The 25,099-nt window shown below is 76.6% G+C and carries 18 protein-coding genes; 10 read left to right on the top strand and 8 right to left on the bottom strand.

Annotated elements, in window-relative coordinates:
* Nucleotides 1-294 precede the first annotated feature (294 nt).
* Nucleotides 295-678, bottom strand: coding sequence for a hypothetical protein (locus tag ACFU74_RS23395; RefSeq protein ID WP_380759823.1), 384 nt, complete (start codon nucleotides 676-678; stop codon nucleotides 295-297).
* Nucleotides 679-929: 251 nt separating this feature from the next.
* Between ACFU74_RS23395 and ACFU74_RS23390 the strand changes: the two genes are divergently transcribed.
* From ACFU74_RS23390 to ACFU74_RS23350, 9 genes are all read left to right on the top strand, one after another.
* Nucleotides 930-1,382, top strand: a complete 453-nt coding sequence (locus ACFU74_RS23390) for a PPOX class F420-dependent oxidoreductase (protein WP_380759821.1) — start codon at nucleotides 930-932, stop codon at nucleotides 1,380-1,382.
* Between the two features lie 233 nt (nucleotides 1,383-1,615).
* Nucleotides 1,616-2,371: a hypothetical protein gene (locus ACFU74_RS23385; RefSeq protein ID WP_380759819.1), complete on the top strand. Its 756-nt coding sequence runs from the start codon at nucleotides 1,616-1,618 to the stop codon at nucleotides 2,369-2,371.
* A gap of 384 nt (nucleotides 2,372-2,755) precedes the next feature.
* On the top strand, nucleotides 2,756-4,051 hold the full coding sequence (locus tag ACFU74_RS23380) for an MFS transporter (RefSeq protein WP_380759817.1): 1,296 nt from the start codon (nucleotides 2,756-2,758) through the stop codon (nucleotides 4,049-4,051).
* A 1,033-nt stretch (nucleotides 4,052-5,084) separates the two neighbouring features.
* Nucleotides 5,085-6,491, top strand: coding sequence for a non-ribosomal peptide synthetase (locus ACFU74_RS23375; RefSeq protein WP_380759815.1), 1,407 nt, complete (start codon nucleotides 5,085-5,087; stop codon nucleotides 6,489-6,491).
* A gap of 132 nt (nucleotides 6,492-6,623) precedes the next feature.
* The gene (locus ACFU74_RS23370) at nucleotides 6,624-9,827 is read left to right on the top strand and encodes an amino acid adenylation domain-containing protein (RefSeq protein ID WP_380759814.1); all 3,204 of its coding nucleotides are present in this window, start codon (nucleotides 6,624-6,626) and stop codon (nucleotides 9,825-9,827) included.
* Nucleotides 9,824-11,023 carry an acyl-CoA dehydrogenase family protein gene (locus ACFU74_RS23365; protein WP_380759812.1) on the top strand — a complete coding sequence of 400 codons (1,200 nt, stop codon included), beginning with the start codon at nucleotides 9,824-9,826 and terminating at the stop codon, nucleotides 11,021-11,023. Before ACFU74_RS23370 ends, ACFU74_RS23365 begins: the two co-directional genes overlap by 4 nt.
* Before the next feature lie 42 nt (nucleotides 11,024-11,065).
* A complete protein-coding gene (locus tag ACFU74_RS23360; RefSeq protein WP_380759810.1) occupies nucleotides 11,066-12,922 on the top strand; it encodes a non-ribosomal peptide synthetase in 1,857 nt (618 codons plus the stop codon).
* Nucleotides 12,923-13,006: 84 nt separating this feature from the next.
* On the top strand, nucleotides 13,007-14,848 hold the full coding sequence (locus ACFU74_RS23355; protein WP_380759808.1) for a non-ribosomal peptide synthetase: 1,842 nt from the start codon (nucleotides 13,007-13,009) through the stop codon (nucleotides 14,846-14,848).
* Nucleotides 14,845-17,688 carry a condensation domain-containing protein gene (locus tag ACFU74_RS23350; protein ID WP_380759806.1) on the top strand — a complete coding sequence of 948 codons (2,844 nt, stop codon included), beginning with the start codon at nucleotides 14,845-14,847 and terminating at the stop codon, nucleotides 17,686-17,688. The genes ACFU74_RS23355 and ACFU74_RS23350 overlap by 4 nt, the downstream gene beginning before the upstream one ends.
* 66 nt (nucleotides 17,689-17,754) lie before the next feature.
* Here ACFU74_RS23350 and ACFU74_RS23345 read toward each other — a convergent pair whose 3' ends face one another.
* The 7 genes from ACFU74_RS23345 to ACFU74_RS23315 all read right to left on the bottom strand — a co-directional run bounded on the left by ACFU74_RS23345 (nucleotide 17,755) and on the right by ACFU74_RS23315 (nucleotide 23,119).
* A complete protein-coding gene (locus ACFU74_RS23345; RefSeq protein WP_380759804.1) occupies nucleotides 17,755-18,132 on the bottom strand; it encodes a TcmI family type II polyketide cyclase in 378 nt (125 codons plus the stop codon).
* A gap of 2 nt (nucleotides 18,133-18,134) precedes the next feature.
* A complete protein-coding gene (locus tag ACFU74_RS23340; protein WP_380759802.1) occupies nucleotides 18,135-18,590 on the bottom strand; it encodes an SRPBCC family protein in 456 nt (151 codons plus the stop codon).
* Nucleotide 18,591: 1 nt separating this feature from the next.
* Nucleotides 18,592-18,852: an acyl carrier protein gene (locus ACFU74_RS23335; RefSeq protein WP_380759800.1), complete on the bottom strand. Its 261-nt coding sequence runs from the start codon at nucleotides 18,850-18,852 to the stop codon at nucleotides 18,592-18,594.
* A 95-nt stretch (nucleotides 18,853-18,947) separates the two neighbouring features.
* Nucleotides 18,948-20,189, bottom strand: a complete 1,242-nt coding sequence (locus ACFU74_RS23330; protein ID WP_380759798.1) for a beta-ketoacyl synthase N-terminal-like domain-containing protein — start codon at nucleotides 20,187-20,189, stop codon at nucleotides 18,948-18,950.
* A gap of 5 nt (nucleotides 20,190-20,194) precedes the next feature.
* Nucleotides 20,195-21,454 carry a beta-ketoacyl-[acyl-carrier-protein] synthase family protein gene (locus ACFU74_RS23325; protein WP_380759796.1) on the bottom strand — a complete coding sequence of 420 codons (1,260 nt, stop codon included), beginning with the start codon at nucleotides 21,452-21,454 and terminating at the stop codon, nucleotides 20,195-20,197.
* On the bottom strand, nucleotides 21,451-21,903 hold the full coding sequence (locus tag ACFU74_RS23320) for a cupin domain-containing protein (protein WP_380759793.1): 453 nt from the start codon (nucleotides 21,901-21,903) through the stop codon (nucleotides 21,451-21,453). The genes ACFU74_RS23325 and ACFU74_RS23320 overlap by 4 nt, the downstream gene beginning before the upstream one ends.
* Before the next feature lie 49 nt (nucleotides 21,904-21,952).
* On the bottom strand, nucleotides 21,953-23,119 hold the full coding sequence (locus ACFU74_RS23315; protein WP_380759791.1) for a SchA/CurD-like domain-containing protein: 1,167 nt from the start codon (nucleotides 23,117-23,119) through the stop codon (nucleotides 21,953-21,955).
* Nucleotides 23,120-23,424: 305 nt separating this feature from the next.
* On the opposite strand from ACFU74_RS23315, the gene ACFU74_RS23310 reads away from it, so the two are divergent.
* Nucleotides 23,425-25,050 carry an FAD-dependent oxidoreductase gene (locus ACFU74_RS23310; RefSeq protein WP_380759789.1) on the top strand — a complete coding sequence of 542 codons (1,626 nt, stop codon included), beginning with the start codon at nucleotides 23,425-23,427 and terminating at the stop codon, nucleotides 25,048-25,050.
* The last annotated feature ends 49 nt before the right edge of the window (nucleotides 25,051-25,099 follow it).

Here is a 25,099-nt window from a genome sequence, read left to right as displayed (position 1 = left end):
GGCCGGCGCGGTGGCGGCCGGTGGAGCGGCCTGGCCCTGGGCGGACCCGTCCGCCGGGACGGTGTCCACCGAGTTGTAGATCAGCAGCAGACCGAGCGCCGCGGCGCCCATCCCCGCGCGCAGCAGCCGGGACGTACCGGGGATCAGACCGGCCATCGTCGCTCGCACTCCTCTCCGCGGTCCGCGCCCCGGAGGCCGCGTACCGGCAAACCGAAGCGCCGCCCCGCGCGCCTCCGCCGGGACCGGCGCACAGGGCGCGGGCCACGAAGGGGAGGCGGCGGGAACGGCGCGGGGTCAGACGGCGGCGCCGGCGGTCCGGCGGCCGCGGCGCAGCGCTACCGCGCCCGCCCCGAGGCCGCCGAGCAGCAGGACCGCGCCGGAGGCGAGGCCGCCGCCGGAGAGCGCGAGCCCGCCGCCGCCGGTGTGCACGCCACCGTGCGGGGCCTTCTCCTCGCCCTTGCTCTCGTAGCCCTTGCCCTCCGAACCCTTGCCCTCGGAGCCCTTCTGCTTCTCTTCCCAGGTCTTCTGGCCCTCGGGGCTGGCGGCCTTCTCCTGCTTCTCCTCCCAGGTCAGGTTCTTGCCCGGGTCGGAGGCGCCGTCGGCGTAGGCGAGCGGGGCACCGACGGTCAGGACCGCGGCCACGGCGGCCCCGGCGAGCAGTGTGCGTGCAGAACGCATGATGATGATCCTTCCGGCGCGGTACCCGGGATCGCCGACACCTCGTCGGCCAGGGGACTCACGGGCAGGCGCCTGATCCAACGTCAACCACGGTGGCGGCCGGTGCCACCCGGAGGCGGCAGCGGCGGCCCGGTCGGTGGGCCCTTCGAGTGGATGTCCCCGGCGTGTTCACCCGAGTGCCCTGGGCGGTCCGGGTGACGCCCGGGTGGGGGAGCCGAGTGCGGCCGGACGGGGGTGGGCAGACTCGGCGCATGGTCGAGATCTCGAAGGACGTCCGGGACCGGATCGAGGCGGGGCACATCTGGTACGTCGCCACGGTCAACGCCGACGGGTCGCCGCACGTGAGCCCGATGTGGGTGGGGACGGAGGGCGACCTGCTGCTGTTCAACACCTCCGTCGGACGGGTCAAGGAGCGGAACCTGCGACGGGACCCCCGGGTCTGCCTGTCGCTCGCCGACCCCGCGGACCCGTACGACCGGGTGCAGATCCGGGGGCGGGTGGTGCGCTTCGTGGAGGGCGAGGAGGCGGTGCGGAACATGGACCGGCTGGCCCGCACCTACCTCGGCGTGGCGGCGTACGAGTGGGGCATCCCGGGGGAGCGGCGGGTGGTCGTGCTGATCGAGCCGACCAGGATCAGCCGCGTCACCGGCGTCGAGCCGCTCCCGCCGGGTGCGCCGGGGGCCGTCCCGCCGGCCGGGCCCTGAGGATCCGCCCCGGGGAGCCGGCCGTCCGGGGGCGCGTCTATCTTGATGGGCCACGGACACGAGAGGGGCGGGACATGGGCGGGGCCGGTCGGAAGGTGGCCGCTGCGGCGGCGACGGGGGTGCTGTTGGCGGCGCTGGCGGCGTGCGGTTCGGGAGGTTCGGGAGGTTCGGCGCGCTCCGGGGATGCGGCGGCGGCCGCCGCCCCGGCGGGGTCGGCGGCATCGACGGGTCCGGTGGGGTCGGCGAGCCCCGCCGCGACGGCGGACCCGGCCACCGGGGGCGTCACCGGCACCCCGGCAGCGCCGGGCGGCGCTCCGGGGGCAGGCGGTACCCCGGCGGCCGGTGCGTCGGCTCCGGGTGCGTCCGCTCCGGGCGCGCCGGCTCCGACTGCGACGGCCCCGGGCGGCACCCCCGCCGGCGGCTCCACCGGCGGCGCGGCGACCCCCGGCGGGCAGCCGGCCGCCGGACCCGACTCCGACACCCCTCTGCTCGACTCCGCCCTCCTCGCGCAGCTGCTGCCCGACCAGAAGGCGATGACCGGCTGGGAGGAGGAGAAGCGCCGCGTCGACACCGCCGACCACACCACCACCTGCACCGCCGCCGCGCCGTGCACCGGCAAGCCGCTGAGCGGGCAGGCCCGGTTCAGCGCCGGTGAGGTGACCGTGCGGTTCGGCGTCGAAACCCTGCCCGGTCGCGCCCAGGCCCAGGACCGCCTCAAGGAGGCGTACGCGGCCTACGGCGACACCGCCGAGTACGGCCCGGCGGACATCGGCCCGCTGGGGACGGAGAGCCGCGCGTTCCTGGGTCAGCTGGCGGGACGGGACGGCGTGGCGGTCGTGCTGCGCTCCGGCACGGTGGTCGCGACCGTCACCACCGAGGGCGGCCCGGTGGACCAGGCGGGTGCCCGCAGGCTCGCCGCGATGCTGGTCCAGCGCATCGAGCAGGCCCAGGCCGGCCGCACCCCGGACGCCGGGCTCGCCCCCTCCTGACGGCCCGGCCCGGCACGTCGCCACGGCCCCCCGGACCCACCCCGGTCCGGGGGGCCGTACGCATGCGGATATCACGCCGGGGCCGCCATCAGGTGACGGAGCGTCAACACCTCCTAAGTTCCGGCCAAGTTGAGGGTGATCGTCCGCTGGCGTGAAAGCGGTGGTCCGAATAGCGGACGCAAAGATGGACATCGTGCGCCCCGGGAGCGGTTCGCGTGTCGCCGCTGGTCGCGCCCGGGAGGGTGGGCGCCGGGCCGGGCGGGGTGGTGCGGGGCGCGGGTGAGGGAAGGCTCGAACGGCGCTCGTATCCGGTCGATTCGGCCGGGGGCCGGAATCCGGCCAGCCGGTTGCCCGGTAGCGAAGCGGTAACCGAGAGTCGAACCGATGAACGACAAGCCCTCCCCGTCCCGCACCGGCCCGCCGGCCCGCCGCGACTTCCGGCTCCTGCTCTCAGGGGCCGTCGCGGCGCAGGCGGGCAGTCAAGTCACCCTGGTCGCACTGCCGTTGGTGGCGGTAGTGGAACTCGACGCGACACCCTTCCAGGTCGGCCTGCTGACCGCCGCCGAGACCGCCGCCTTCCTGCTGGTCGGACTGCCCGCCGGTGCCTGGCTCGACCGGATGCGCAAGCTGCCCGTGCTGGTCCGCTCCGACGTCCTGCGCTGCCTCGCCGTCGGGTCGATCCCACTGGCCGCCGCGCTGGACGTGCTCGGTCTGCTCCAGCTCTACCTGGTGGCGCTGGTCACCGGTGTGGCGACGGTCTTCTTCGACGTCGCCCACCAGTCCTTCCTCCCGGTGCTGCTGCCGCGCGAGCGCCTGGTGGCGGGCAACGGCGCGATCGAGACGGTCCGCTCCTCCGCCCAGATCGCCGGCCCCGGCCTCGGTGGCGGACTGGTCCAACTCCTCGGCGCACCACTGGCGATCGTCGCCGACGCGGCCGGCTACCTGCTCTCGGCGGTGCTGCTCGGCCGGATCCGGGCCGAGGAGCGACTGCCCGAGCCCGAGCCCGGACGCTCGCTGCGCGCCGACGTCGCCGAGGGGCTGCGGTTCGTGACGGGCCACCCGCTGCTGCGGGTGATCGCGGGCACCACCGCGCTGTCCAACCTGTTCGGCGCTGTGCTGATGGCGGTGCAGACCGTCTACTGGGTGCGGGTGCTGGGGCTCTCGCCGGCCGCGATCGGGATCCTGCTCTCGACGACGGCCGTCGGCGGCCTCGCCGGCGCGCTGTGCGCGGGCCGGCTCGCCGCCCGCCTCGGGCAGGCCCGGCTGATCTGGCTCGCCCCGCTGACCACCGCACCGTTCGCGCTGCTGTGGCCGCTCGCCGACGGTGCGTTCGGAGCGGTGCTGTTCGCGGTCGGCGGGGTGGTGGTGCTGTTCGGCGCGGTGGTCTACAACGTCGCCCAGGTGAGCTTCCGGCAGAGCCTCTGCCCGCCCCGGCTGCTCGGCCGGATGAACGCCACCATGCGGTTCCTGGTCTGGGGCACCCTGCCCCTCGGCGCCCTCCTCGGCGGCACCGTCGCCGACGCGTCCGGCCCGCGCACCGCACTCTGGCTCTGCGCGGCGGGCTTCGTGGTGATCCCGGTGCCGCTGCTCCTCTCACCCCTGCGCGCCCTACGGGACCTTCCCCCCGCCCCGCCGGAACCGGAAACCGCCGCCGACCCCGTGGACATCGGCACACCCTGAACCGAAACCGGAGAGACCCCTCCCGTGCACTCCGCCGCCAGGACCGCCCTGGCCTCCCCGCTCCCACCCGCCGGCGCCCGGCGCTGCTTCCCCGTCACCCGCCGCCGCGGCCCGCGCGGTGCGGCCGGCCTGCCTCGGCCGCACGGTGCCGACGTCCGCCCTGCCGGCCGACTCCCGGCGTCGCACGGCGAGTTCGCCCTGCGGCGCGGTACCCCGATGCTCCCGCGCTCGCGCGGCCGGCAGGACTCGCGGGCCGTGGGCTCGGTGGCGGGCCCGGCCGCCCACCCGGCGGGCGTTGCGGATGCGGGCGCCTCGGCCGTCCGAACGACCTGAAACCGAACCGAAGCGGAGACCCTCCCGTGCACAGCGACCTCACGGCCGCCCGTTCCACCCGCCATCGGCGCCTCGCCTCCGCCACCGGGGCCACCCCGGCGCCCCTGCTCCCGCCCGCCGATGCCCGGCGCCGCCTCCTGGTCACCCGCCGCCGCGGCCTGCGCGGTACAGCCGGCCTGCCCCGGTGGCCTCGTGTCGCCGCCGGGGCGGCTGACCGGCACCCGGTAGTACGTGGCGCCCCGGTGCCGAGTGTGCATCCGCGCCACCGGACGGACGTCGTGCCGTTGTCCTGCGCTCCGCCGTGCGGGACGGTCGACCTGCCTCGGCGGGACCGTGTTGCGGGCCGGACCGCCCGTCTCGTCGACGGCTCGGCGGGTGCAGAGTTGCCCGTGCTGTGCGGCGTCTCGGCGCGGGACGGGCGCCGGTGTGGTCGGGCGGATGCTGTGTCGCGGTATTCCGGCACTGGGCGGGGCATGGTCGGGTCGTCCTTGCTGTACCGTGACGCCGCCCGGCGCCCTGCGTCGATCGGCAGTCCGGCAGTGCCGGTGCTCCGGTGCCCGTGTGGCTCGCAGGGTCCGTCGGCGGCATCGCCGGTTGCGGGCCGGGCCGCCCGCCTCGTCGACGGCCCGGCGGGCGTCGCCGACGCGGGCCCCTCGGCCGTCCGAACGACCTGAACCGAACCCGAAGCGGAGACCCTCCCGTGCACTCCAGCATCACGGCCGCCTATCTCGCCCGCTACCGGTCCCTCGCCTCCGCCTCCGAGGCCGCCGCGGCGGAACTGCTCCCGCTCACCGGTGCCCAGCGGCGGTTCCTGATCACCCGTCGCCGCGACCCGCGCGGCCGGACGGACGTCGTCCCGCTGTTCTTCGCCTTCCCGCGCGGCACCGTCGACCTGCCCCGGCTGCGCCGCGCCGCCGTCCGGCTGGCCGACCGGCACCCGGCGCTGCGCGGCGAGTTCACCGTGCAACGCGGCACGCCGGTGCTGCGGCTGGGTGAGCCGTCCGTCGAGGTGGCCCGGGTGGCGGCCGAACCGGGCGAGGTCCCGGCGGGTCCGGACGGCCCGGCCCGGGTGGCGGGGCATCGGGCGCCGCTGGGTGAGCCGTCCGTCGCGGTGGCCCGGACGGGGGCCGCAGCGGAGCAGGCCCCGGCTCGGGAGGCGTTGCGTCGGGCGCTGCTGGACTGGCCCGCCGATGGGCCGGTGCTGCGGCTGCTGCTGGCCGCCGCGCCGGACGACGAGGAGGAGCTGCTCGCCGTCGCCCTGGACCACGCCGCCTGCGACGAGCAGTCGCTCGGCCTGGTCACGGACGGGCTCGGCGCCGCCTACGCCGCCGACGGCGAGGAGGCAGCCCCCGCCACCACCCGGGACGAAGCCGTCGAGGCCTACCGGTCAGCTGTGGAGGGTCAGTTGGCCGCTGAGGAGAACGCCGCGAGCGAGGTCGCGCGGGCCCACTGGGCCGCTCGGCTCGGCGCCCTCGGCGAGCCGCCCGGGGGAGCCTCGTCGGCCGGGGCCGCCCGGTCGACCGGCATGGTCGTCGAGCGGCTGCCCGCGGTGACCGGAGCCGCCCGCGGCGGTGTGTTCCCGGCTCTGCTGGACGCGGTGGCCGCCGCAGCGCGCCACCTCGACGACGGCGGCGACCGGGTGCTCGCGCTCGGGTACCCGTGGGGCGGCCGGCCGGCCGGGGCCGCCCCCGTCCTCGGCTGCTTCCTCAACACCCTCGTCCACCCTGCCCCGCCGGGCCCGCCGCGCGCTCTCGACGCGCTCGGCGCCGACTGGTGGGACGACCTCGACCACGCGGACACCCCGTACGACGAGGTGGTGCGCGCCGCCCGCTCGGCCGGGGCGGCCTGGTCCGGCACGCTCGACGGGCTGCTCACCTTCGAGGACCTGCACCGCCGCCCACCGCTGGTGCTCGACGGGACCGCCGGGCGGGAGGTCCACCTGGCCGGGCGCCCACTCGCCGCGCCGCTCGCGGTGTCCGCCTCGCACGGCGCCGACCTGCTGGTCCGGCTGGCCTGGGACCGCGAGCGCTACCCCCGGACCCTGGCGGAGGCGGCCTTCGCGGAACTGCTCGCCACCCTGCGCCGCCACCTCGGCGCACCGGCCTGATCCCGCCTGATCCCGCCTGACCCCGCCGGCTCCCCGGCGCCACCCCGCGCGTGCCGGCGCCCGCCACGGCCGCCGCGAACACCCGGCGCCGTCGTGCCCGAACAACCATCCGACACCACAAGGGAGTTGCCCATGTTCGCATTGTCCTCCTCGCAGCAGGTCGTCTGGCTGCACGAGCAACTGCTGCCCGGCAGCCGGGCCTACAACTTCACCGCCGCCCTCGACCTCTGGGGCCCGCTCGACGCCGCCGCGCTGCGCGCCGGCCTCACCGCCGTGCTCGCCCACCACCCGGGCCTGCGGCTCGAACTGGTCGAGCAGGCCGAAGGGTTGCCGCTCCAGCGGGTCGGCGCCCGGAGCGGGCCGCGGCTGCGCACCAGCGACCTGAGCGCCGAGCCCGACCCCGAGGCCGCGTTCCGCGCCCTGCTCGCCGCCGAGGCCGAGGAGCCGCTGGACACCACCGAGGCCCCGCTGCTGCGCTGGCACCTCGCCCGGCTCGGCGCCGACCACCACCGGCTGATCCACGTCGAGCACCACCTCGTGCACGACGGCCACTCCTTCGCGATCCTGCTGCGCGACCTGTTCACCGTCTACCGCGCGCACGTGCTCGGCACTCCGGCCGACGCCGTCACCCTGCCCGCCGCACCCTCCTACGAGGACCATGTGAGTGCCACCGGCGAGGCCGACCGCGAGCGCGGACTCGCCTACTGGACGCGCGAGTTGGCCGACGCCCCGCTCGACCTCGCGCTGCCCGGCCTGGCCCGCCCCGGCGCGGTCCGCCGCCACCGCGGCGGGCAGCTGCGCCAGTCGATCGGCGCCGACCTCGCCGAGCGGCTGCGCGAGCGCGCCAAGGCCGACGGGCACACCCCCTTCTCCACCCTGCTCACGCTCTTCGCCGAACTGCTGCGCCGCCACAGCGGCCACCGCGAGCTGATGGTCGGCACCGCGGTCGGCAACCGCCCGCCCGGCTTCGAGGGCACGGTCGGCATGTTCGTCAACACCGTGCCGCTGCGCCTGCGGCTCGACCCGGCCGCACCCGGTACGGAGGCGGTGGACGAGGTCACCGACGTGCTGTTCCGCGCCCTGCCGCACCAGGACGTGCCCGTCCAGGAGCTGACCCGCGCGCTCGGCCGGCACACCAGCGGCGCCGACAACCCGCTGTTCAGCGTGATGTTCAGCGCGCACGACGCGCCGCTGCCCGACGTCCGGGCACCCGGCCTGGAGGTCTCGCTCCAGGAGGGGTTCAACACCGGCACCACCCGGTTCGACCTCGACCTCGTGCTGCTGCCCGACGACCGCCGGGTGGTCGGCGAGAAGCACGGCGCGGCCGGGATGACCCTGGTCTGGGACTACGACGCGGACCTGTTCGACGAGCCGACCGCGACCCTGCTCTCCGAGCGGCTGCTCGACCTGCTGCGCGGCTACCTGGACGGCCCGGACGCCCCGCTCGCCGACCTCGCACCCGCACCCGCTGCCGCCACCACCGCCGAAGCCCCCACGGAAGCGCCCACCGAGGCGCCCGCCGAGGCCCCCGAACCCGCCGACCTCGACCCGGCCGCCGCCCACGACCCCACCGCGCTCGCCCTGCTCGCCGGCACCGGGCGCCTGAGCTACGGCGACCTCGACCGCCGCGTCGGCGAACTCGTCGAACGCCTGCGCGCCGCCGGCGTGGCCCCCGGCCAGCCGGTCGCCACCGTCCTTCCGCGCGGGGTGGACAGCGTCGTCGCCCTGCTCGCCTGTCTGCGCCACGGCGCCGTGTACGCCCCGCTGTCCGCCGAGGACCCGCGGACCAGGCTCGCCCTGCTGCTGGACCGGCTCGCGCCCGCGCTCGTCCTCGCCACCCGGCAGAGCGCGCTCGCCCTGCCCGGCGAGGTGGCCCCGGCGCTGCTGGACGGCCCTCCGTTCCCCAAGGCCGAGCCCGCCGCCGTGCTGGACGGCGCCGCCTACATCGTCCACACCTCCGGCTCCACCGGTGTGCCCAAGCCGGTCCTGGTCGGCCGCGGCGCGCTCGCCCGCTGGACCACCGCGATCGCCGCCCGCTACGGGCTCGGCCCCGCCGACCGGGTGCTGCTGTTCGCCCGGCCCTCCTTCGACGTGGCGCTGGAGGAGGTGCTGCCCTCGCTGGTGGCCGGCGCCGCCCTGGTCGTGCCGCAGCGCGAGGTGCCGACCGGGCCCGAACTGGTCGCCGTGCTGGCCGCCCGCGGTGTGACCGTCGCCAACCTGCCCACCAGCTACGCCCTCGCCGTCCGCGACGACCTGCGCGAGGCGCTGGCGGACGGCCGCTGGTCCCCGCGCCTGCTGGTCCTCGGCGGCGAGCGGCTGCCCGCGCGCGCCCTGCGCGGGCTGACGCACGGCACCGCCGCCACCGATACCGCCGCCACCGATGCCCCCGCCACCGCCGTCACCGTCCTCAACGCCTACGGCGTCACCGAGGCCACCGTCACCTCCACCGTGCACGAGATCACCGCCGACGACCTCACCCGGGACACCGACGCCGCGGAGATCCCGCTCGGCACCGAACTGCCCGGCGTCCGGGTGCACGTCCTGGACGCCGGCGGGCAGCCGCTGCCGCCCGGCGCCGTCGGCGAACTCGCCATCGGGGGAGCGGTCCTGGCCGACGGCTACCTCGACCTGCCCGAGGCCACCAAGGCCCGCTTCACCACCCTCCCCGCACTCGGCGGCGAGCGCGTCTACCGCACCGGCGACCGCGGCTACCGCGACCTCGACGGCCGGCTGCGCTTCCTCGGCCGCCAGGACAACCAGGTAAAGCTGCGCGGCTTCCGGATCGAGCTGGAGGAGATCGAGGCCGCCGCCTCCGCCGAACTCGGCGGCCGCTCCTGCGCCGTCGTCCTGCACCACGACGACACCACAGGCCCGCGCCTGCTCGGCTTCCTCGACGGCGGACCGCAGCCCGACCAGGCCGCCCTGCACGCCGCGCTCGCCCGCCGGCTTCCCGCCGGCCTCGTCCCGGCGCACTGGACGGCCCTGGACGCCATGCCGCTGCTGCCCGGCGGCAAGCCCGACCGGACGGCCCTCGCCCGGCTGACCGCCGAGGCGCCCGCGCCCACCGCACCCGACTCGCCCGTCGGCGGCGCGGCCTCCCGGAACCTCACCGACCCCGGCCGACAGCTGCTCGCCGAGGCCTGGCAGGAGGTGCTCGGCCACGACCGGTTCACCGCCGACTCGCACTTCTTCGAGGTCGGCGGCCACTCGCTGCTCGCCGCCCGCCTCGCCGCCTGGCTGGAGCCGCGCCTCGGCAGCCGGCCCCCGCTGCGCACCCTGTTCCAGCACCCCGTCCTGGCCGATCAGGCCCGCGCCCTGACCGGAGCCCAGCAGTGACGAAGACCCCCGCCCCCGGCCTCTCCGCCCCGTCCGCCGTCCTCGAAGCCGGGCACCGCGAACTCACCGACGCCTTCGAGAGCTTCATCCGCCGCGAACTCGACCCGCTTGCCGCCGAGTTGGCCGAGTCCGCGGAACAGCCGCCGGCTGACCTGCGCGCCTATGTGCGCAAGCGCTCCGCCGCCCTCGGCTTCTACGCCGGCGACTACCCCGAGGAACTCGGCGGCGCCGGCATGCCGTTCACCGCCGTCGTGCAGCTCCACCACGCCGCCGGGCGCAGCGGCTGCCCGCTCGCCCCGTACGCGCTGGCCGGCTCCGACGGGCCCAGCCCGCTGCTGCGCCACGGCACCCCCGAGCAGATCGAGCGCCACCTCGTCCCGCTGGTCCGCGGCGAGCGCACCCGCTGCCTCGCCCTCACCGAACCGCAGGCCGGCTCCGACGCCTTCCGGCTCACCACCACCGCCGTCCGCGACGGCGACGGCTGGCTGCTGAACGGCCGCAAGACCTTCGTCAGCAACGCCGACCGGGCCGACCTCGCCCTCGTCGTCGCCGCCACCGACCTCGGCGACGGCGCCGGGCCGACCGCCGGCGCCACCGCCTTCGTGCTGCCCATGGACCACCCCGGGCTGCGCATCGGCCAGCGCTACGAGGGCATGTCCGGCGAGCCGCTGTTCGAACTGACCCTCGACCGGCTGCACGCCCCGGCCGCCGCCGTCATCGGCGGCGAGGCGGGCGTCGGCGCCGCCGCCGGCCTCGCCATGGACAGCCTCTCCCGGGGCCGCCTGGTGGTCGCCGCGATGTGCAACGGCATCGCCGAGCACGCGCTGCGGCTCGGCGTCGAGTACGCCCGCGAACGGCGCGCCTTCGGACAGCCGATCGGCGACTACCAGCACGTCCAGGAGCACCTGGTGCGCACCCGCGCCGAGGTCGAGGCCGCCAAACTGCTCACCCTCGCCTGCGCCCGGCTGGTCGACGACGGCACCGAGGCCCCCGAGAACGCCGCGCTCGCCAAGCTGACCTCCTCCGAGACCGCCGTCCGGGCCGTCGACCGCTCGCTCCAGGTGCACGGCGCCACCGGCTGGGTGCGCGGCCATCCGCTGGAGTACCTCTACCGCTACGTCCGGATGACGACCATCATCGAGGGGACCTCCGAGGTCCAGAAGGTGATCGTGGCCCGGGCCATGGGCCTGGGCTGACCCCGTACCGACGACCATCGACCGACGTCCGGAGGACTGACCATGACCACCACCCCGGCCCGGCCCGTGCCCGCACTCCTGCCCGGCCTCTCCGTCGCCCATGGCCGTGCGCACCGCGACGGCGCCGTCCTCGACCTGTTCACCAGCTGGGCCCGCCGCGCCCCGCACGCCCCCGCCCTGGTCGACGGCGAACTGACCCTGAACTACGCCGAACTCGACCGCGTCGCCGACCAGGTGGCCGGACAGCTGGCCGAACACGTGCGGCCCGGCGAGCTGGTCGGCCTCTGCCTCGACCACTCCGCCGCCCTGGTCGCCGCCACCCTGGCCGTCGCCAGGATCGGCGCCGTCCACCTGCCGCTCGGCCCGCGCCCCGGCGAGCGCCGGCTGCGGGCCGTCGCCGAACAGCTGCGCCCCGCCTGCCTGATCGGCGACCCGGCGCTGCTGCCGCCCGCCCACCGGGACGGCCGGCACCGCCCGCTCGCCGCCCCCGGCGCGCACGGGATCGTGGCCGCCTTCGCCGATCCGGCGGTCGCCCGGGGGGACGCCGCCAAGGCCCCCAAGGGCGCCCAGTACACCGTGCTCACCTCCGGCTCCACCGGTCTGCCCAAGGCCGTCGCGGTCGGCCGGACGGCGCTGGGCGCCCTGCTCACCTGGTACCGCGAGCTGACCGGCCTCGGCCCCGGCGACCGGCACAGCCTGCTGATCGGCGTCGCCTTCGACCCGCACCTGATGGAGCTGTGGGCCGCCCTCAGCTCCGGTGCGGCGCTCGTCGTCGCCCCCGGCGCCGTCCGCTGGGACCCGGTCGCGCTCACCGACTGGTGGGGCACGGCCGGCATCACCGTCGGCGTACTGCCCACCCCGCTCGCCGAACCCGTGCTGGACCGCCCCTGGCCCGGCGGCCTGCCGCTGCGCCACCTCACGGTCGGTGGCGACCGGCTGCGCCGCGCCCCCGCACCGGACGTCACCGCGACCGTCCACAACGCCTACGGCCCGGCCGAGGCCACCGTCGTGACGACCGTGCACAGCATGGTCCCGGGCGCCGACCACGGCACCGGCGCGCCGCCGATCGGCCGCCCGATCCCCGGCGCGATCGTCCTGGTGACCGACGGGAACGGCCGCCCGCTGCCGCGCGGCGAGGCGGGCGAGCTGCGGATCGGCGGCCAGGGGCTGGCCATCGGCTACCTCGACGCCGGGCTGACCGCCGAGCGCTTCGTCTCCGCACCCGACGAGGTCGACGGCACCGACCGGGTCTACCGCACCGGCGACCGGGTCCTGATGCGCCCGGACGGCGTGCTGGAGTTCCTCGGCCGGCTGGACGACCAGGTGAAGGTCGCCGGGGTGCGGATCGAGCCCGCCGAGGTCGAGGCCGCGCTCGAACGCGACCCCCGGGTGCGGCGCGCCGCCGTGGTCGCCCGCCCGGCCCCGGCCGGCGGCGGCGCCCAACTGCTCGCCTTCGTCCAGGCCGCCGCCGAGGGCAGGCCGGTGGACGGCGCGCCGCTGCTGGACGCCGTACGGCCCTGGCTGCCCGAGCAGGCGGTGCCGAGCGTGCTGCGGCTGGTCGACGCCTTCCCGCTGGACGCCAACGGCAAGATCGACCGCGCCGCGCTGCTCAAGGCCGAGGAGGTCGCCGCCCAGCAGGACGGCCAGGACGGGGAGGAGGAGGCCACGCCCACCGGGCGGACCGTGCTGCGGCTCTGCCGCGAGCTGCTCGGCCGCACCGACCTCACCCTCGCCGACAACCTCCTGGACGCGGGCGGCACCTCCGTCACCGCGGCCCGGCTGCTCGCCGCCCTGGAGGAGGAGTGCGGCGTCCGGCTGCGCGCCCCGTTGCTGCTGCGCCAGCCCGACCTTCGGGCCGTGGCGCGCCTGATCGACGAGCGGCGCCCGGCCGCCGGCTGACCCGGCCCCCGCCCCGCCACTCCTCCCGACCCTCGCCGCAGGGCGCTCCGGCATGCCGCCGGGGCGCCCGGAACGGACCCGCCCATGACCGGCCCCGCCACCGTCCCGGCACTCGTCGCCCGGCAGGCCGCCGAGCACCCCGACGCGCTCGCCGCGACCGACGGCAGCACCACCCTCACCTACCGCGAACTCACCGCCGCCGCAGCCAGGTTGTCCGCCGAGCTGACCGCCCGCGGGGTCCGCCCCGGCAGCGCCGTCGGCCTGCTCTGCGCCCGCGCCGCCCGCCTCCCCGTCGCCCAGCTCGCCGTCTGGTGGGCCGGCGGCCACGTCGTCCCGCTCGACCCGGCCTACCCGCGGCCCCGGCTGCACGCCATGCTCGACGACGCCGGCGTCCGCCTCACCCTCGGCGACAAGGCGCTGCTGGCCGAGGCGGGCCTGCCCGAGGAGCACGTCCTGGTCCTCACCGAACTCGGCCCCGCCACGATCGCCGCCACCGAACCCGGGACGCCCCCGACACCCGGGCCCCCGGCCCCGGACGCGACCGCCCTCGTCTACTACACCTCCGGCTCCACCGGCCGCCCCAAGGGCGTGCTGGTCCCGCACGGCGCCGTCGCCGACCTGGTCACCGCCGCCGACGGCCCCGCCGTGCGCCCCGGCGACCGGGTGCTGCACCACTCGCCGGTCGCCTTCGACGCCGCGACCTTCGAACTGTGGGGCCCGCTGGCGCGCGGCGCCGCCGTCGCGCTGTCCCCGGCCGAACGCCCCAGCGCCGAGGAACTCGCCCGCGACATCGAGCGGTTCGGCGTCACCACCGCCTTCCTCACCACCGCGCTGTTCCACCAGCTGGCCGCCCGCCGCTCGCGGGTGTTCGGCGTGCTGCGCACCGTGCTGGCCGGCGGCGAGGCGCTCTCCGCCGAGCACGCCGCCGCCGTGCTCCGGGCCTTCCCGTGGCTCGACCTGTTCAACGTCTACGGGCCCACCGAGGCCACCACGTTCACCACCCTGCACCGGATCCGGCCCGCCGACTGCACCGGACCGGTGCCGATCGGCCGCCCCTTCGGCGGCGCCCGCGCCCTCGTCCTGGACGCGGACCGCAGGCCCGTCCCCGACGGCACCCGCGGCGAGCTGTGGATCGCCGGCGCCCGGGTGACGCTCGGCTACCTCGGCCGCCCCGGGCTGACCGCCGAGCTCTTCGCCGACCTCCCCGGCACCGGCCGCGCCTACCGCACCGGCGACCGGGTGCTGCGACGCCCGGACGGGGTGCTGGAGTACCACGGCCGGCTGGACGACCAGGTGAAGGTGCGCGGCTTCCGGATCGAGCCCGGCGAGGTCGAGCACGCCCTGCGGAGCCTGCCCGAGGTGGCGCAGACGGCGGTCGTGGTCCGCCGGGCCGGCCACGAGGACGCCGCGCTCACCGCGTACGTGGTCCCGGCCGAGGGCGTCCGCCCGGTGCCCGAGGCGCTCCGCCGCCGACTGGCCGAACGGCTCCCGGCCCACCTGGTGCCCACCGCCTGGACGCTGCTCGACGCCCTGCCGCTCACCACCAGCGGCAAGGTCGACCGGCGCGCGCTGGCCGCCGACGAAGCCGCTGCAGCCGCCGGCCCCGGGACCCCGCCCGCGCCCGCCGCGCTGACGCCGATCCAGCAGGTGGTCGCCGCCGCCTGGTCGCGCGCCCTGGAGCACGAGGTGACCGCCCCGGACGCCGACTTCTTCGCCGAGGGCGGGCACTCGCTGCTCGCCATGTGGGTGGTCGACGACCTGCGCGAGGACCTCGGCGTCGAGCTGCCGCTCGGCGACTTCCTCGGCCACCCGACCGTCGCCGGCCAGGCCGATCTCGTCGAACGCGCCCTGCTGGAAGCAGAAGCAGAAGCAGAAGCAGAAGCAGCCGAAGCCGCCGACCCCGGAGCCGAGGAGCCCACCCGATGACCGCCCCCGCCGAACACCCGACCCAGACCGACCTGCTCCGCCGCGCCCGCCGCCGCACCTCGGCCGCCGCCTCAGCCGCACCCGCCCCCGGCGCACCCGCCCCCGCTGCCCCCGGCCCGGCCCCGCTCTCCCACGCCCAGCACCGGATGTGGCTGATGGACCGCCTCGGCCAGGGCGGCCCCCGCTACCACGTCCCCCTCGCCACCCGGCTGCGCGGCCCGCTGGACTCCGACGCCCTCGCCACCGCCCTGACCACCCTCACCACCCGCCACCACATCCTGCGCACCCGCTACGGGCAGCGCGAGGACCGCCCCCACCAGGAGGCCGCCCCCGCCACCCCCGTCCCGCTGCCCGTCCGCGACGCCACACCGGAGGCCGCCACCGCCCTGCTGCACACCGAGGCCGCCCGCCCCTTCGACCTCGCCACCGGCCCCGCCCTGCGCGCCCTGCTCCTGCGGCACGCCCCCGACGACCACACCCTGCTGCTCACCCTCCACCACATCGCCGTGGACGGCGGCTCGCTGCCCGTCCTCGCCGCCGAACTCGCCGCGCTCTACGCCGCCGCCGCCGAGGGCCGCCCCTCCGGCCTGCCCGACCCGGAACTCCAGTACGCCGACCACGCCCGCCGGGAGCGAGCCCGCGACGACCGGCTCGCCGCCGCGGCCGCCGCCCGCGCCGCCCGCCTCGCCGGCGCCCGCCCGCTGCCCCTGCTGCGCGCCGTCCCGCCCGGCACCCCCGAGCGCCGCGCCGTCCTGCACACCGCCCCGCTGACCACCGGGACCCTCGACGGCCTGCGCCGGCTCGGTGCCCGGCACGGCGCCACCTTGTTCACCGTCGTCCTGGCCGCCGCCTTCGCCGCCCTGCGCACCGCCGGCGGCGCATCCGACCTGGTCCTCGGCTGCGCGGCCGGCCACCGCGCCCGGCCCGAACTGCGCCGGCTGATCGGCCTCCAGGTCAACACCCTGCCCGTCCGCGCCACCCTGCCGGGACCCGGCGGCGACCCGGCCTTCACCGAGGTCCTCGCCACCGTCCGCACCGCCCTGCTCGACGCCCAGGAGCACCACGACGTGCCCTTCGACCTGGTCGTCGAACACCTCGGCCCCGCCGCCCGCGGCGCGGACGGCACCCCGCTGCTCGCCGCGAGCTGCGACCTGGTCCGCCCGCCCGAGCCGCTGGCCCTGCCCGGCCTCACAGCGCGGGCCGTCGACGTCGACCTCGGGCTCGCCAAGTTCGGCCTCACCCTGCTGGTGGAGGACGGCCCCCGGCCGCGCTGCCTGCTGCAACACGACCCGGCGGCCCTGGACGAACCCACCGCCCGCCGGCTGCACACCGCCTTCAGCGACCTGCTCACCGCGGTCGCCGCCGACGCGGACCGCCCGCTCTCCGCGCTCCCCGGCGAGCGCCTGACCCCGGCCGGCGCCGACCACCCCGCCGTCACCGCCCTGCTCGCCGACCCCAGGGTCACCGACGCCGCCCTCCACCACGCCGAGCACGGTCCGGCGCTCGCCTTCGCGACCGTCCGCGGCCCGGTCGCGCCCAGCGGCGCCGAACTGCGCGCCGCCCTGCGCCGCCGGCTCACGGCGCCCGAGCACCTGCCGCTCGCCGTCACCCTGCTGGACCGCATCCCGCGCCGCCCCGACGGCACCCTCGACCCGGCGCGCCTCCCCGGCCGCCCGTCCGTCCGGGCCCACCTCCCCGAGGTCCTGGACGCGTTCGCGGACCTGCTCGGCGCCCGCCCGTCGGCGGACGGCGACTTCTTCCGGCTCGGCGGCCACTCCCTGGTGGCGGTGCGGCTGGCCGAACGCCTGCGCACGGGCCTCGGCCTGCCGCTGACCGGCCTGGACGTCCTCGAACAGCGCACCCCGCGCGCCCTGGCCGCCCTGCTCGCCGACCGCGCCGCCCACCGCCGCGTCGCCCCCGGCCGCGCCGGCACCCGCCCCGCCGCCGCCGGGACCGTGCTGCTCACCGGTGCCACCGGCGGGGTCGGCGCGGCGATCCTCCAGGAACTCCTCGCCCAGGGCCGCCCCGTGCGGGCCCTGGCCCGCCCCGAGTCGGCCCACCTGGTGGCCGGCGCCGGCGTCGAGGTGGCCGAGGGCGACCTCGCCGACCCGGACAGCCTGCGCCGCGCCGTCGAGGGCGCGGACACCGTCGTCCACGCCGCCTGCACCTTCACCGAGCACGCCGTCGACCTCGCCGCGATGCGCGCCCTGGTCGAGGGCTGGCGCGGCACCGGCGGGTTCGTCCTCGTCAGCAGCGTCGACGCCTACGGCCGCCCCGCCCCGGGCGAGGTCCCCGAGGGCGCGCCCCCGGCCGGACCGCTCAGCCCGTACGGGCGGGCCAAGCTCGACTGCGAGCGCATCCTCCTGGACGCCGCCGCGCAGGCCCGCGGCCCGGTCTCGGTGGTCCGCTCGCCGATCGTCTGGGGCCCGCACCGGCGGCTGCGCGACCAACTGCGCTGGGGCGCCACCGGCGCGCTCTACCAGGCCGCGCTGGCCGGCCGTCCGATCCTCCTGCCGCCCCGCGACTCCGGCTGGTCGGGCGTCGGTTGGGTGCACTCCGCGGCGCTCGCCCGGGCCGTCGCCGAGAGCGCCGCCCGCGCCCCCGGCCGGGTCGTCAACGCCGTCAGCGGCCATGTCTCCTGGGCCGACCTCACCGCCGAACTGGTCCGGCTGCTCGGCTCGTCGAGCCCGGTCGGGGACGGCCCGGACGCCGACCCCGAACTGCTGCGCCCCTGGCGCTACCGGGCCGACGCGCTGGCCGGGGCGCTGCGCCCGGAGCCCGGCGAGGACTGGCGCGCCGTGCTCGCCGCGATGACGGCCGCGACCGCCCCCGCGCAGTGAGCGCGAGCGGACACCCCGGGACCGGAGGGCCCTCGGGGTGTCCGCTCGACCGCTGCCGCCGCGCGCTCAGCGGTGGCGGTCCCAGCGGTAGAACTCGCGGGCCATCGCGTCCTTCGGCCCCCGCCAGGTGGCCGGGTCGTAGGCCTGGACGTACGCGGTGAGCGCGTCGCTGATCGCCCGGAACTCGGGGTGGCCGACGACCTGGGCGACGGCCGGGCCCGGCGGGCGGTCGGCCTCGATCAGGTGCAGGTAGACGTCGCCGAACTGGAACAGGCTCCGCCCCGTCACCCCGATCAGGTGCGGGAGTTCGCCGCGGTTGTCGGAGTCGGCGAACACCTCGGCGATGCCGGCGGCCGCCTCGGGCTTCATCCGGGCGACGATCAGGGCGCGGTGGGTCTGCGCCGTCCCGGGCACGCTCCCGGGGTTGGTCACGGGGGATGCCATGGTCAGAGCTCCGCCGCCTTCTTCTCGACCTTCTCGCGGATCAGCTGCATCTGGATCCGGGAGTTGCGGTTGATGTGGTTGACCATGCCGTCGTCGTCGACGGGTGCGGTGGGCTTCATGGCGAAGTCCTGCACCCAGCGCATCCGGGTGCCGGCCGGCACCTCGGCGTACTCCCAGCGGATGTCCATGAACTCGAACGGGCCGGGTTCGACGCGCCGGGCCCGGACGGCGAGTTCGGAGCGGTCGGTGGTGCGCTCGGAGACCCAGCTCCAGACCTTCCCGTCGTCGTCCGGGTGCATGGTGAGGCGGAACCGCACCCGGTCGCCCTCGCGCTCCAGCACCTCGACGGAGGCGTACTCGCTGAACAGCTGCGGCCAGTTCTCCAGGTCGTTGGTGATCTCCCAGACCAGGTCGAGCGGGGCGGCGATGACGATCTCGTTGTCCGTGTGTCCGGGCATCTCAGGCACCGGCCTTCGCGGTGACTGCGGAGTTGACCAGCTCCAGGAACTCGGCCGGCGTCTTGGCCGACTCCGCGCCGTTGGTGACCTTCACGCCGTGCCGGTTCTCCAGCTCGCCGACCACGCCGAGCAGGCCGAGGGAGTCCACACCGAACTCGTCGAAGGCGGCGCCGGGGCGCTCCAGGTCGTCCGGGGCGATCGCGACGCCGGCCCGGGCCTGGATGAGCGCCGCGAGTTCGGGATAGCTGAGGGTGTTGCTCACGGGGGTGTCCCTTCGTTGCGAGCGAGTGGGTGGTGAGTGGGTGGAGCGGGGGAGGAGCGGGGGAGGAGCGGGTCGAGCAGGTGGTCGGGACGGGTTCAGGACGGCTCGCCGCGCCGGAGCACCAGCGCCGAGTTGGAGCCCATCAGCCCGCGGCTGAGCACCAGCGCGGTGCGCAGTTCGGCCGGCCGGGCGCGGCCGGTCACCAGGGCGAGGTCGTGCCCGACCTCGGTGACGTTGGGCGTGGGTGGCAGCACGCCGTCCTCCATGGCGAGCACGGCGGCGGCGGTGTCCAGCGCGGGGGCGCCGCAGTAGGCCCGCCCGGTACCGGACTTGGGGGCGGTGACCGGGACCCGCTCGGCGTAGGGGCCGAGCGCGTCGGCCAGCGCCAGCGCCTCGGCCCGGTCGGCGGCCGGGACGCCGAGGGCGTCGGCGAAGACCACGTCGACCTCCTCGGCGGAGATCCTGGCCCGCTCCAGGGCGATCCGGATCGCCGCGGCCAGGCCCTCCCGGGACTCCGGCCAGCGGGAGGCGCCGGTGAAGGTCGCGGCGTGGCCGGCGATGTGCGCCCGGACGGCGGCCCCGCGCCGGCGGGCGGTCTCCTCGTCCTCCAGCAGCAGCATCGCGCCGCCCTCGGCGGGCGCGAAACCGGCCGCGTCGGGGGAGAACGGCAGGTAGGCCCGGTCGGGGCGCTCGTCGAGGCTCAGCTCGCGGTAGCCGAGCTGGCAGACCATCGAGTAGGGCGCGAGCGGGGCCTCGGCGGCGCCGACCACCACCGCGTCGGTGCCCTCCCGGACGGCCCGGGCGGCGTGCGCGAACGCGTCCAGTCCGCCGGCCTCGTCGCTGGCCACCACCGCGCACGGGCCCTTGTAGCCGCCGCGGATGGAGATCTGGCCGGTGCTGGCGGCGTAGAACCAGGCGATCGACTGGTAGGGGCCGACGAACTGCGGTCCCTTGCCCCACAGCTGCTGGAGCTCGCCCTGGCCGAACTCGCCGCCGCCGGAGCCGGCCGCGGTCACCACGCCCACCGCGTACGGCTGTTCGGGGTCGGCGGTGAAGCCGGCGTCCGCCACCGCCAGGTCGGCGGCGGCCATCGCGTAGTGCGTGAACCGGTCGGTCTGCACCAGGTAGCGGTTGTCGATGGCGGCCCGCGGGTCGAAGTCCCGCACCTGGCCCGCGATGCGCAGGGGAAGGTCCGCGCAGCCCTCGCGGGATATCCGGTCGAGGACGCTCACGCCCTGCCGGGTGGCCTTCCAGAAGGTGTCGGCCCCGACGCCGTTCGGTGCCACCACGCCGATGCCGGTGATCACTGCCCGGCGGTTCTGCTGACGTGACGTCATGGGTCTCACCCCGTTCTCGTGAGCACGACGGCGGACTGGAATCCGCCGAATCCGCTGCCGACCGACAGGATGGTGCGCAGCGGCAGCTCCCGCGCGGTGCGCGGCACGTAGTCGAGGTCGCACTCCGGGTCGGGCGTCTCGTAGTTGGCGGTCGGCGGCACCACGCCGCGGTCCAGCGCGAGGGTGCAGGCGACCACCTCGATCGCGCCGATCGCGCCGAGCGAGTGCCCGACCATCGACTTGATCGAGCTCATCGGCGTCCGGTACGCGTGCTCGCCGAGCGAGCGTTTGACGGCCGCCGTCTCGTGCCGGTCGTTCTGCTTGGTGCCCGAGCCGTGCGCGTTGACGTAGTCGACGCCGGTGCGGTCGACCCGGGCGTGGTCGAGCGCGTGGTCGATCGCCCGGGACATCTCCAGCCCCTCCTGGGTGAGGCCGGTCATGTGGTAGGCGTTGCCGAAGGTCGAGAACCCGCCGATCTCGCCGTAGATCCGCGCACCGCGTCGGCGGGCGTGCTCCAGATCCTCCAGCACCAGGACGGCGCCGCCCTCGCCGAGTACGAAGCCGTCCCGGTGGGCGTCGAACGGCCGGGAGGCGTGCGCCGGGTCGTCGTTGCGTTCGCTGGTGGCCTTGATGGCGTCGAAGCAGGCGACGGTGATCGGCGAGATCGGCGAGTCGGAGGCGCCGGCGACGCAGATGTCGGCGCGCCCGTCCTCGACCGCCTGGAAGCCGTAGCCGATGGCGTCCAGGCCGGAGGTGCAGCCGGTGGAGACGGTCTGCACCGGGCCGTGCGCGCCGGTCCGCTCGGCGACCGCCGAGGCGAGCGTGCTGGGCGCGAACGCCCGGTGCAGCTGCGGCTCGGCGAGCCGGTGGTCGACGTCCCAGCGGGCGCCGCCGGCGCTGACCAGGGCGTAGTCGTGCTCCAGGCGGGTGGTGCCGCCGACGGCGGTGCCGAGTGAGACGGCGATCCGCCACGGGTCCTCGGCGGTCAGGTCGAGTCCGGCGTCGGCGATCGCCTCGTCGGCCGCGACCATCGCGAACTGCACGTAGCGGTCGGCCCGTTGGACGTCGTCCGGGCCGAGCCCGTGGGCCGCCGGGTCGAAGTCGCACTCGGCGGCGATCCGGGACCGGAACCCGGCGGGGTCGAAGAGCGTGATGCCCCGGGTCGCCGTCCGCCCGGCGGTGAGGAGGTCCCAGAACGCCGGGACCCCGACCCCTCCGGGCGCGACCACGCCGATTCCGGTGACGGCGACCCGACGGCGGCTCACGAGCCCACCTTGGCGTGTTCCGGCGGGCCGGAGTTGACCGCCCCCGCCTTCCCCGACGGTGCGGCGGTCTCCTCGGTGTCGACGTGGCCGAGCTCGGGGCGCGGCGCCAGCGGGCCGAGGTGGAAGACCATCTTGGCGACCGAGCCGCCGACGTTGCGGAACCGGTGGCGCATGTTGACCGGGATCATCAGGCCCTGCTCGGGCCTGAGCACCCGGGTCTCGCCGTCCAGGTCCACCTCCAGGTCGCCGGTGACGACGAACACGAACTCCTCGGAGTACGGGTGGTAGTGCTCGCCGATCCGCTCGCCGGGCTGCACGATGGCCAGGCCCATGAACCCGCTGGTGGCGCCGCAGGTGGTCGGGGTGAGCATGGCGCGCAGGTCGCCGCCGCGCCGGCGGTTCTCCGGCGCCTCGGAGACGTGCACGATCCGTGGGTACTGCGTGGACATGGTTTCTTCCTTCTCTTGCCGGGGCTTGGTGGACCGGGGGCCGTGGTCGTCAGGAGTCCTGGGACGTCCGGTCGGTGACCGGGTTCATGCTGCGGGCGGCGAGGAAGGCGCGCAGCCCGGCGTCGGTCCGCAGGTCGCCCTCCGGGCCGAGGTCGAGCAGCCGACCCAGCACGGTGGCCTCGCGCTCGCCGGCCACGCCGAGCGCCGCCGCCGGGTCGGCCTCCGGGGGCAGCCGCAGGTCCACCAGCCGCACCACGACGTTCTCGCGGTGGAAGACGGTGCTCGCGGCGACCGGGCCGGTCGGGTCGGCGGTGGCGAGGTCGTCGTACTCGGAGAGCAGTTCGGTGACCACCTTCCCCTTGCCGGGCTTCACCGGGTACAGCACGGCGTGCCGGTACAGCCGCCCGGAGGCGGGGGAGCCGGCGACGGCCTGGTTGGCGGCCGGCAGCGCGGCCCGGGCGAAGAAGGCGCGCGCGGCCTGCGGGTCGCCCAGCTGGCGGGCCTCCTCCAGGTACGGGTTGATCGCCTCCTCGACGGCCCGTACCTCGGGCTGCATGGCGACGTGCCGCAGCGCGTCGCCGAGGCTGCCGATCACCTCGACCGCGCGCACCACCCGGTTGCCGTGCATGAACAGCGAGGTGCGGCGCAGCCGGGTGCGCTCGTCCACCTCCGCCCGGGGGGAGGCGTAGCCGGACAGGATCCGGGCGACCTCGGGCTCGCTGCCGGGCTCGACGGTGAAGGTGAGCGCGTGCCGGACCACGCCGTCCGGGCCCGGGTCGGCCTTGGGCGGACCGGCCTGGGCGGCGGGCGCGGTGCGCGGCAGGTCGGCCGGCACCTCCAGCGGCGCGCGGCTGCCGGTGGCGCCGGCGGCGGAGGTCTCCCGGAGGATGGCGTAGCGCAGGGAGCGGAAGGTGTCGCTGACGCAGCCGTGCATCGGCTTGACCATCTCCCGGTGGGCCGGGCTGTCCACCCACTCCAGGAAGGTCTCCTGGTCCTCCCACTCGCTGGTGATGAGCCACTGGCGGGGGTCGTTGATGGACTGGCAGAGCTGGTCGCTGACGTGGCCGGGCACGGTCGCGACCTGGTGGCGGAGCTTCTCGTACACGTCCATGAAGCGCTGCTGGGCGCCGTCCTGGATCTCCAGCATCAGCACCACCCGCAGGCGGGTCTCGGAGGAGGAGTGCTGCCGGGCGGGCGGTTCGGACAGAGTCGTCATGATCCACTTTCTGCTTCTGGGCCGCGCGCGTCGGGGGCCGCGTGCGGCGGCGCCGGTGCCGGAGGGGGCCGGGCGGGCCCCCGGCGGGAGGGGTGCTGCGGTGGCCGTCGGCCACCAGGCCTGAGGTCGATCGTGCGCGGCGCTCCCGGGTGGCGCGAGATATGCGGGCCATCCGGGCGAAGAGACCGCACAACGCGCCCGGCGCGGGGGAGGTTAGGACCGGGCCGCCGTGCCCGCGAGCCCCTCCGAGGGGCCCGCCGAGCCCCGCATTCGGCCCCGAACTCCCGTACAGGCTGGAGCAATTGATGAATCCGAAGGTGGACGACCGGGTACCGGTCCTGATCGTCGGCGGCTCGCTGGTCGGGCTGTCGGCCTCACTCTTCCTGGGCCGACTGGGTGTCAGGCACCTGCTGGTCGAGAAGCACGCCGACACCTCGCACCACCCGCGCGGCCGAGGCAACAACGTGCGGACGATGGAGCTGTACCGGGTGGCCGGGATCGAGACGGCGATCCGCGAGGCGGCGTCCGTGCTGGCCCCGAACCACGGCATCCTCCAGGCCCCCTCGCTGACCGGCGAGGAGCAGGAGTGGCTGTTCCGGGAGATCGACCCGGGCGGGCGGCTGGCCCGGTTCAGCCCCAGCTCCTGGTGCCTGTGCAGCCAGAACGACCTGGAGCCGGTGCTGCGCCGCGCGGCCCGCGAGCTGGGCGCCGAGATCCGCTTCGGCACCGAACTGCTCTCCTTCGAGCAGGACGCCGACGGGGTGAGCGCGCTGCTGCGCAGCCGGGAGACCGGTGAGGAGCGGACGGTCCGGGCGGAGTACCTGGTCGCGGCGGACGGCCCGCGCAGCCCGGCCCGCACCCGGCTGGGCATCGGTCAGAGCGGCAAGGGCGAGCTGTTCCACAACGTCAGCATCACCTTCCGGGCGAAGCGGCTGGCCGAGGTGGTCGGCGACCGCCACTTCATCGCCTGCTACCTCACCGACCCGGAGGCGGACGGCGCCCTGCTGCCGGTCGACAACCGGGAGGAGTGGGTGTTCCACGCGCCCTGGCACCCGGAGCACGGCGAACCGCTGGAGGCGTTCACCGACGAGCGCTGCGCCCGGCACATCCGGGCCGCCGTCGGGCTGCCCGAGCTCGACGTCGAGGTGACCGGCAAGGCCCCGTGGCACGCCGCCGAGCGGGTCGCCGACCGCTACTCGGCGGGGCGGGTGTTCCTGGCCGGGGACTCGGCGCACGAGATGTCCCCGACCGGCGCGTTCGGCTCCAACACCGGCATCCAGGACGCGCACAACCTGGCCTGGAAGCTCTCCGCGGTGCTCTGCGGCTGGGCCGGCCCCGGCTTGCTGGAGACCTACGGGCAGGAGCGCCGACCGGTGGCGCGGGTGACCGGTGAGCGCGCCTCGGCCCGCTCGGCCGAGCACAGCCACCCCGGGTACGCCGTGGTGCCGGGCGTCGGCCGGCAGGCCGGCGTGCTGGCGGTGGCGCTCGGCTACCGCTACCGGCAGGGCGCGGTGGCCGGCACCGACCCGGCCGGCCCGGTGGTCCCGGAGGCCTTCGAGTCGGCGGGCGAGCCGGGCAGCCGGGCGCCGCACCAGTGGCTGCTGCGCGCGGGCGTGCGGCTGTCCACCCTGGACCTGTACGAGCAGGCGATGGTGCTGCTGACCGGTTCGGCGGGCACCGCCTGGCAGGACGCCGCCCGCCGGGCGGCCGACCGGCTGGCCGTCCCGCTGGACGCCTACCGGATCGGTGACGGCGCGGACGACGACCTGGCGCCCGAGCCGGGCGGTGACTTCGCCGCCCGGCACGGCATCGGCCCTGACGGCGCCCTGCTGGTGCGTCCGGACGGCTTCGTCGCCTGGCGCTCCGAGCACCCGGTCGACGACCCGGAGGCGGCGGTCGAGCGCGCCCTGCGCACGGTGCTGTCGCTCTGAGCGGCCCGCTCCGGAGGCGAGCGGTGTACAGCGGAGGGCCCGCCGGTCG

This window comes from Kitasatospora sp. NPDC057500 (genome assembly GCF_042802195.1).
In the GTDB taxonomy this organism is placed as follows: domain Bacteria; phylum Actinomycetota; class Actinomycetes; order Streptomycetales; family Streptomycetaceae; genus Kitasatospora.
The sequence above is the reverse complement of the archived record's forward strand: the minus strand, read 5'-3'. Positions and strand labels throughout refer to the sequence as shown.

Bases quoted from the DNA above. Each gene is read 5' to 3' on its own strand.
- ACFU74_RS23395 (WP_380759823.1), bottom strand. From the start codon at position 678: ATGCGTTCTGCACGCACACTGCTCGCCGGGGCCGCCGTGGCCGCGGTC.
- ACFU74_RS23390 (WP_380759821.1), top strand. From the start codon at position 930: ATGGTCGAGATCTCGAAGGACGTCCGGGACCGGATCGAGGCGGGGCAC.
- ACFU74_RS23380 (WP_380759817.1), top strand. From the start codon at position 2,756: ATGAACGACAAGCCCTCCCCGTCCCGCACCGGCCCGCCGGCCCGCCGC.
- ACFU74_RS23370 (WP_380759814.1), top strand. From the start codon at position 6,624: ATGTTCGCATTGTCCTCCTCGCAGCAGGTCGTCTGGCTGCACGAGCAA.
- ACFU74_RS23360 (WP_380759810.1), top strand. From the start codon at position 11,066: ATGACCACCACCCCGGCCCGGCCCGTGCCCGCACTCCTGCCCGGCCTC.
- ACFU74_RS23355 (WP_380759808.1), top strand. From the start codon at position 13,007: ATGACCGGCCCCGCCACCGTCCCGGCACTCGTCGCCCGGCAGGCCGCC.
- ACFU74_RS23350 (WP_380759806.1), top strand. From the start codon at position 14,845: ATGACCGCCCCCGCCGAACACCCGACCCAGACCGACCTGCTCCGCCGC.
- ACFU74_RS23345 (WP_380759804.1), bottom strand. From the start codon at position 18,132: ATGGCATCCCCCGTGACCAACCCCGGGAGCGTGCCCGGGACGGCGCAG.
- ACFU74_RS23340 (WP_380759802.1), bottom strand. From the start codon at position 18,590: ATGCCCGGACACACGGACAACGAGATCGTCATCGCCGCCCCGCTCGAC.
- ACFU74_RS23330 (WP_380759798.1), bottom strand. From the start codon at position 20,189: ATGACGTCACGTCAGCAGAACCGCCGGGCAGTGATCACCGGCATCGGC.
- ACFU74_RS23320 (WP_380759793.1), bottom strand. From the start codon at position 21,903: ATGTCCACGCAGTACCCACGGATCGTGCACGTCTCCGAGGCGCCGGAG.
- ACFU74_RS23315 (WP_380759791.1), bottom strand. From the start codon at position 23,119: ATGACGACTCTGTCCGAACCGCCCGCCCGGCAGCACTCCTCCTCCGAG.
- ACFU74_RS23310 (WP_380759789.1), top strand. From the start codon at position 23,425: ATGAATCCGAAGGTGGACGACCGGGTACCGGTCCTGATCGTCGGCGGC.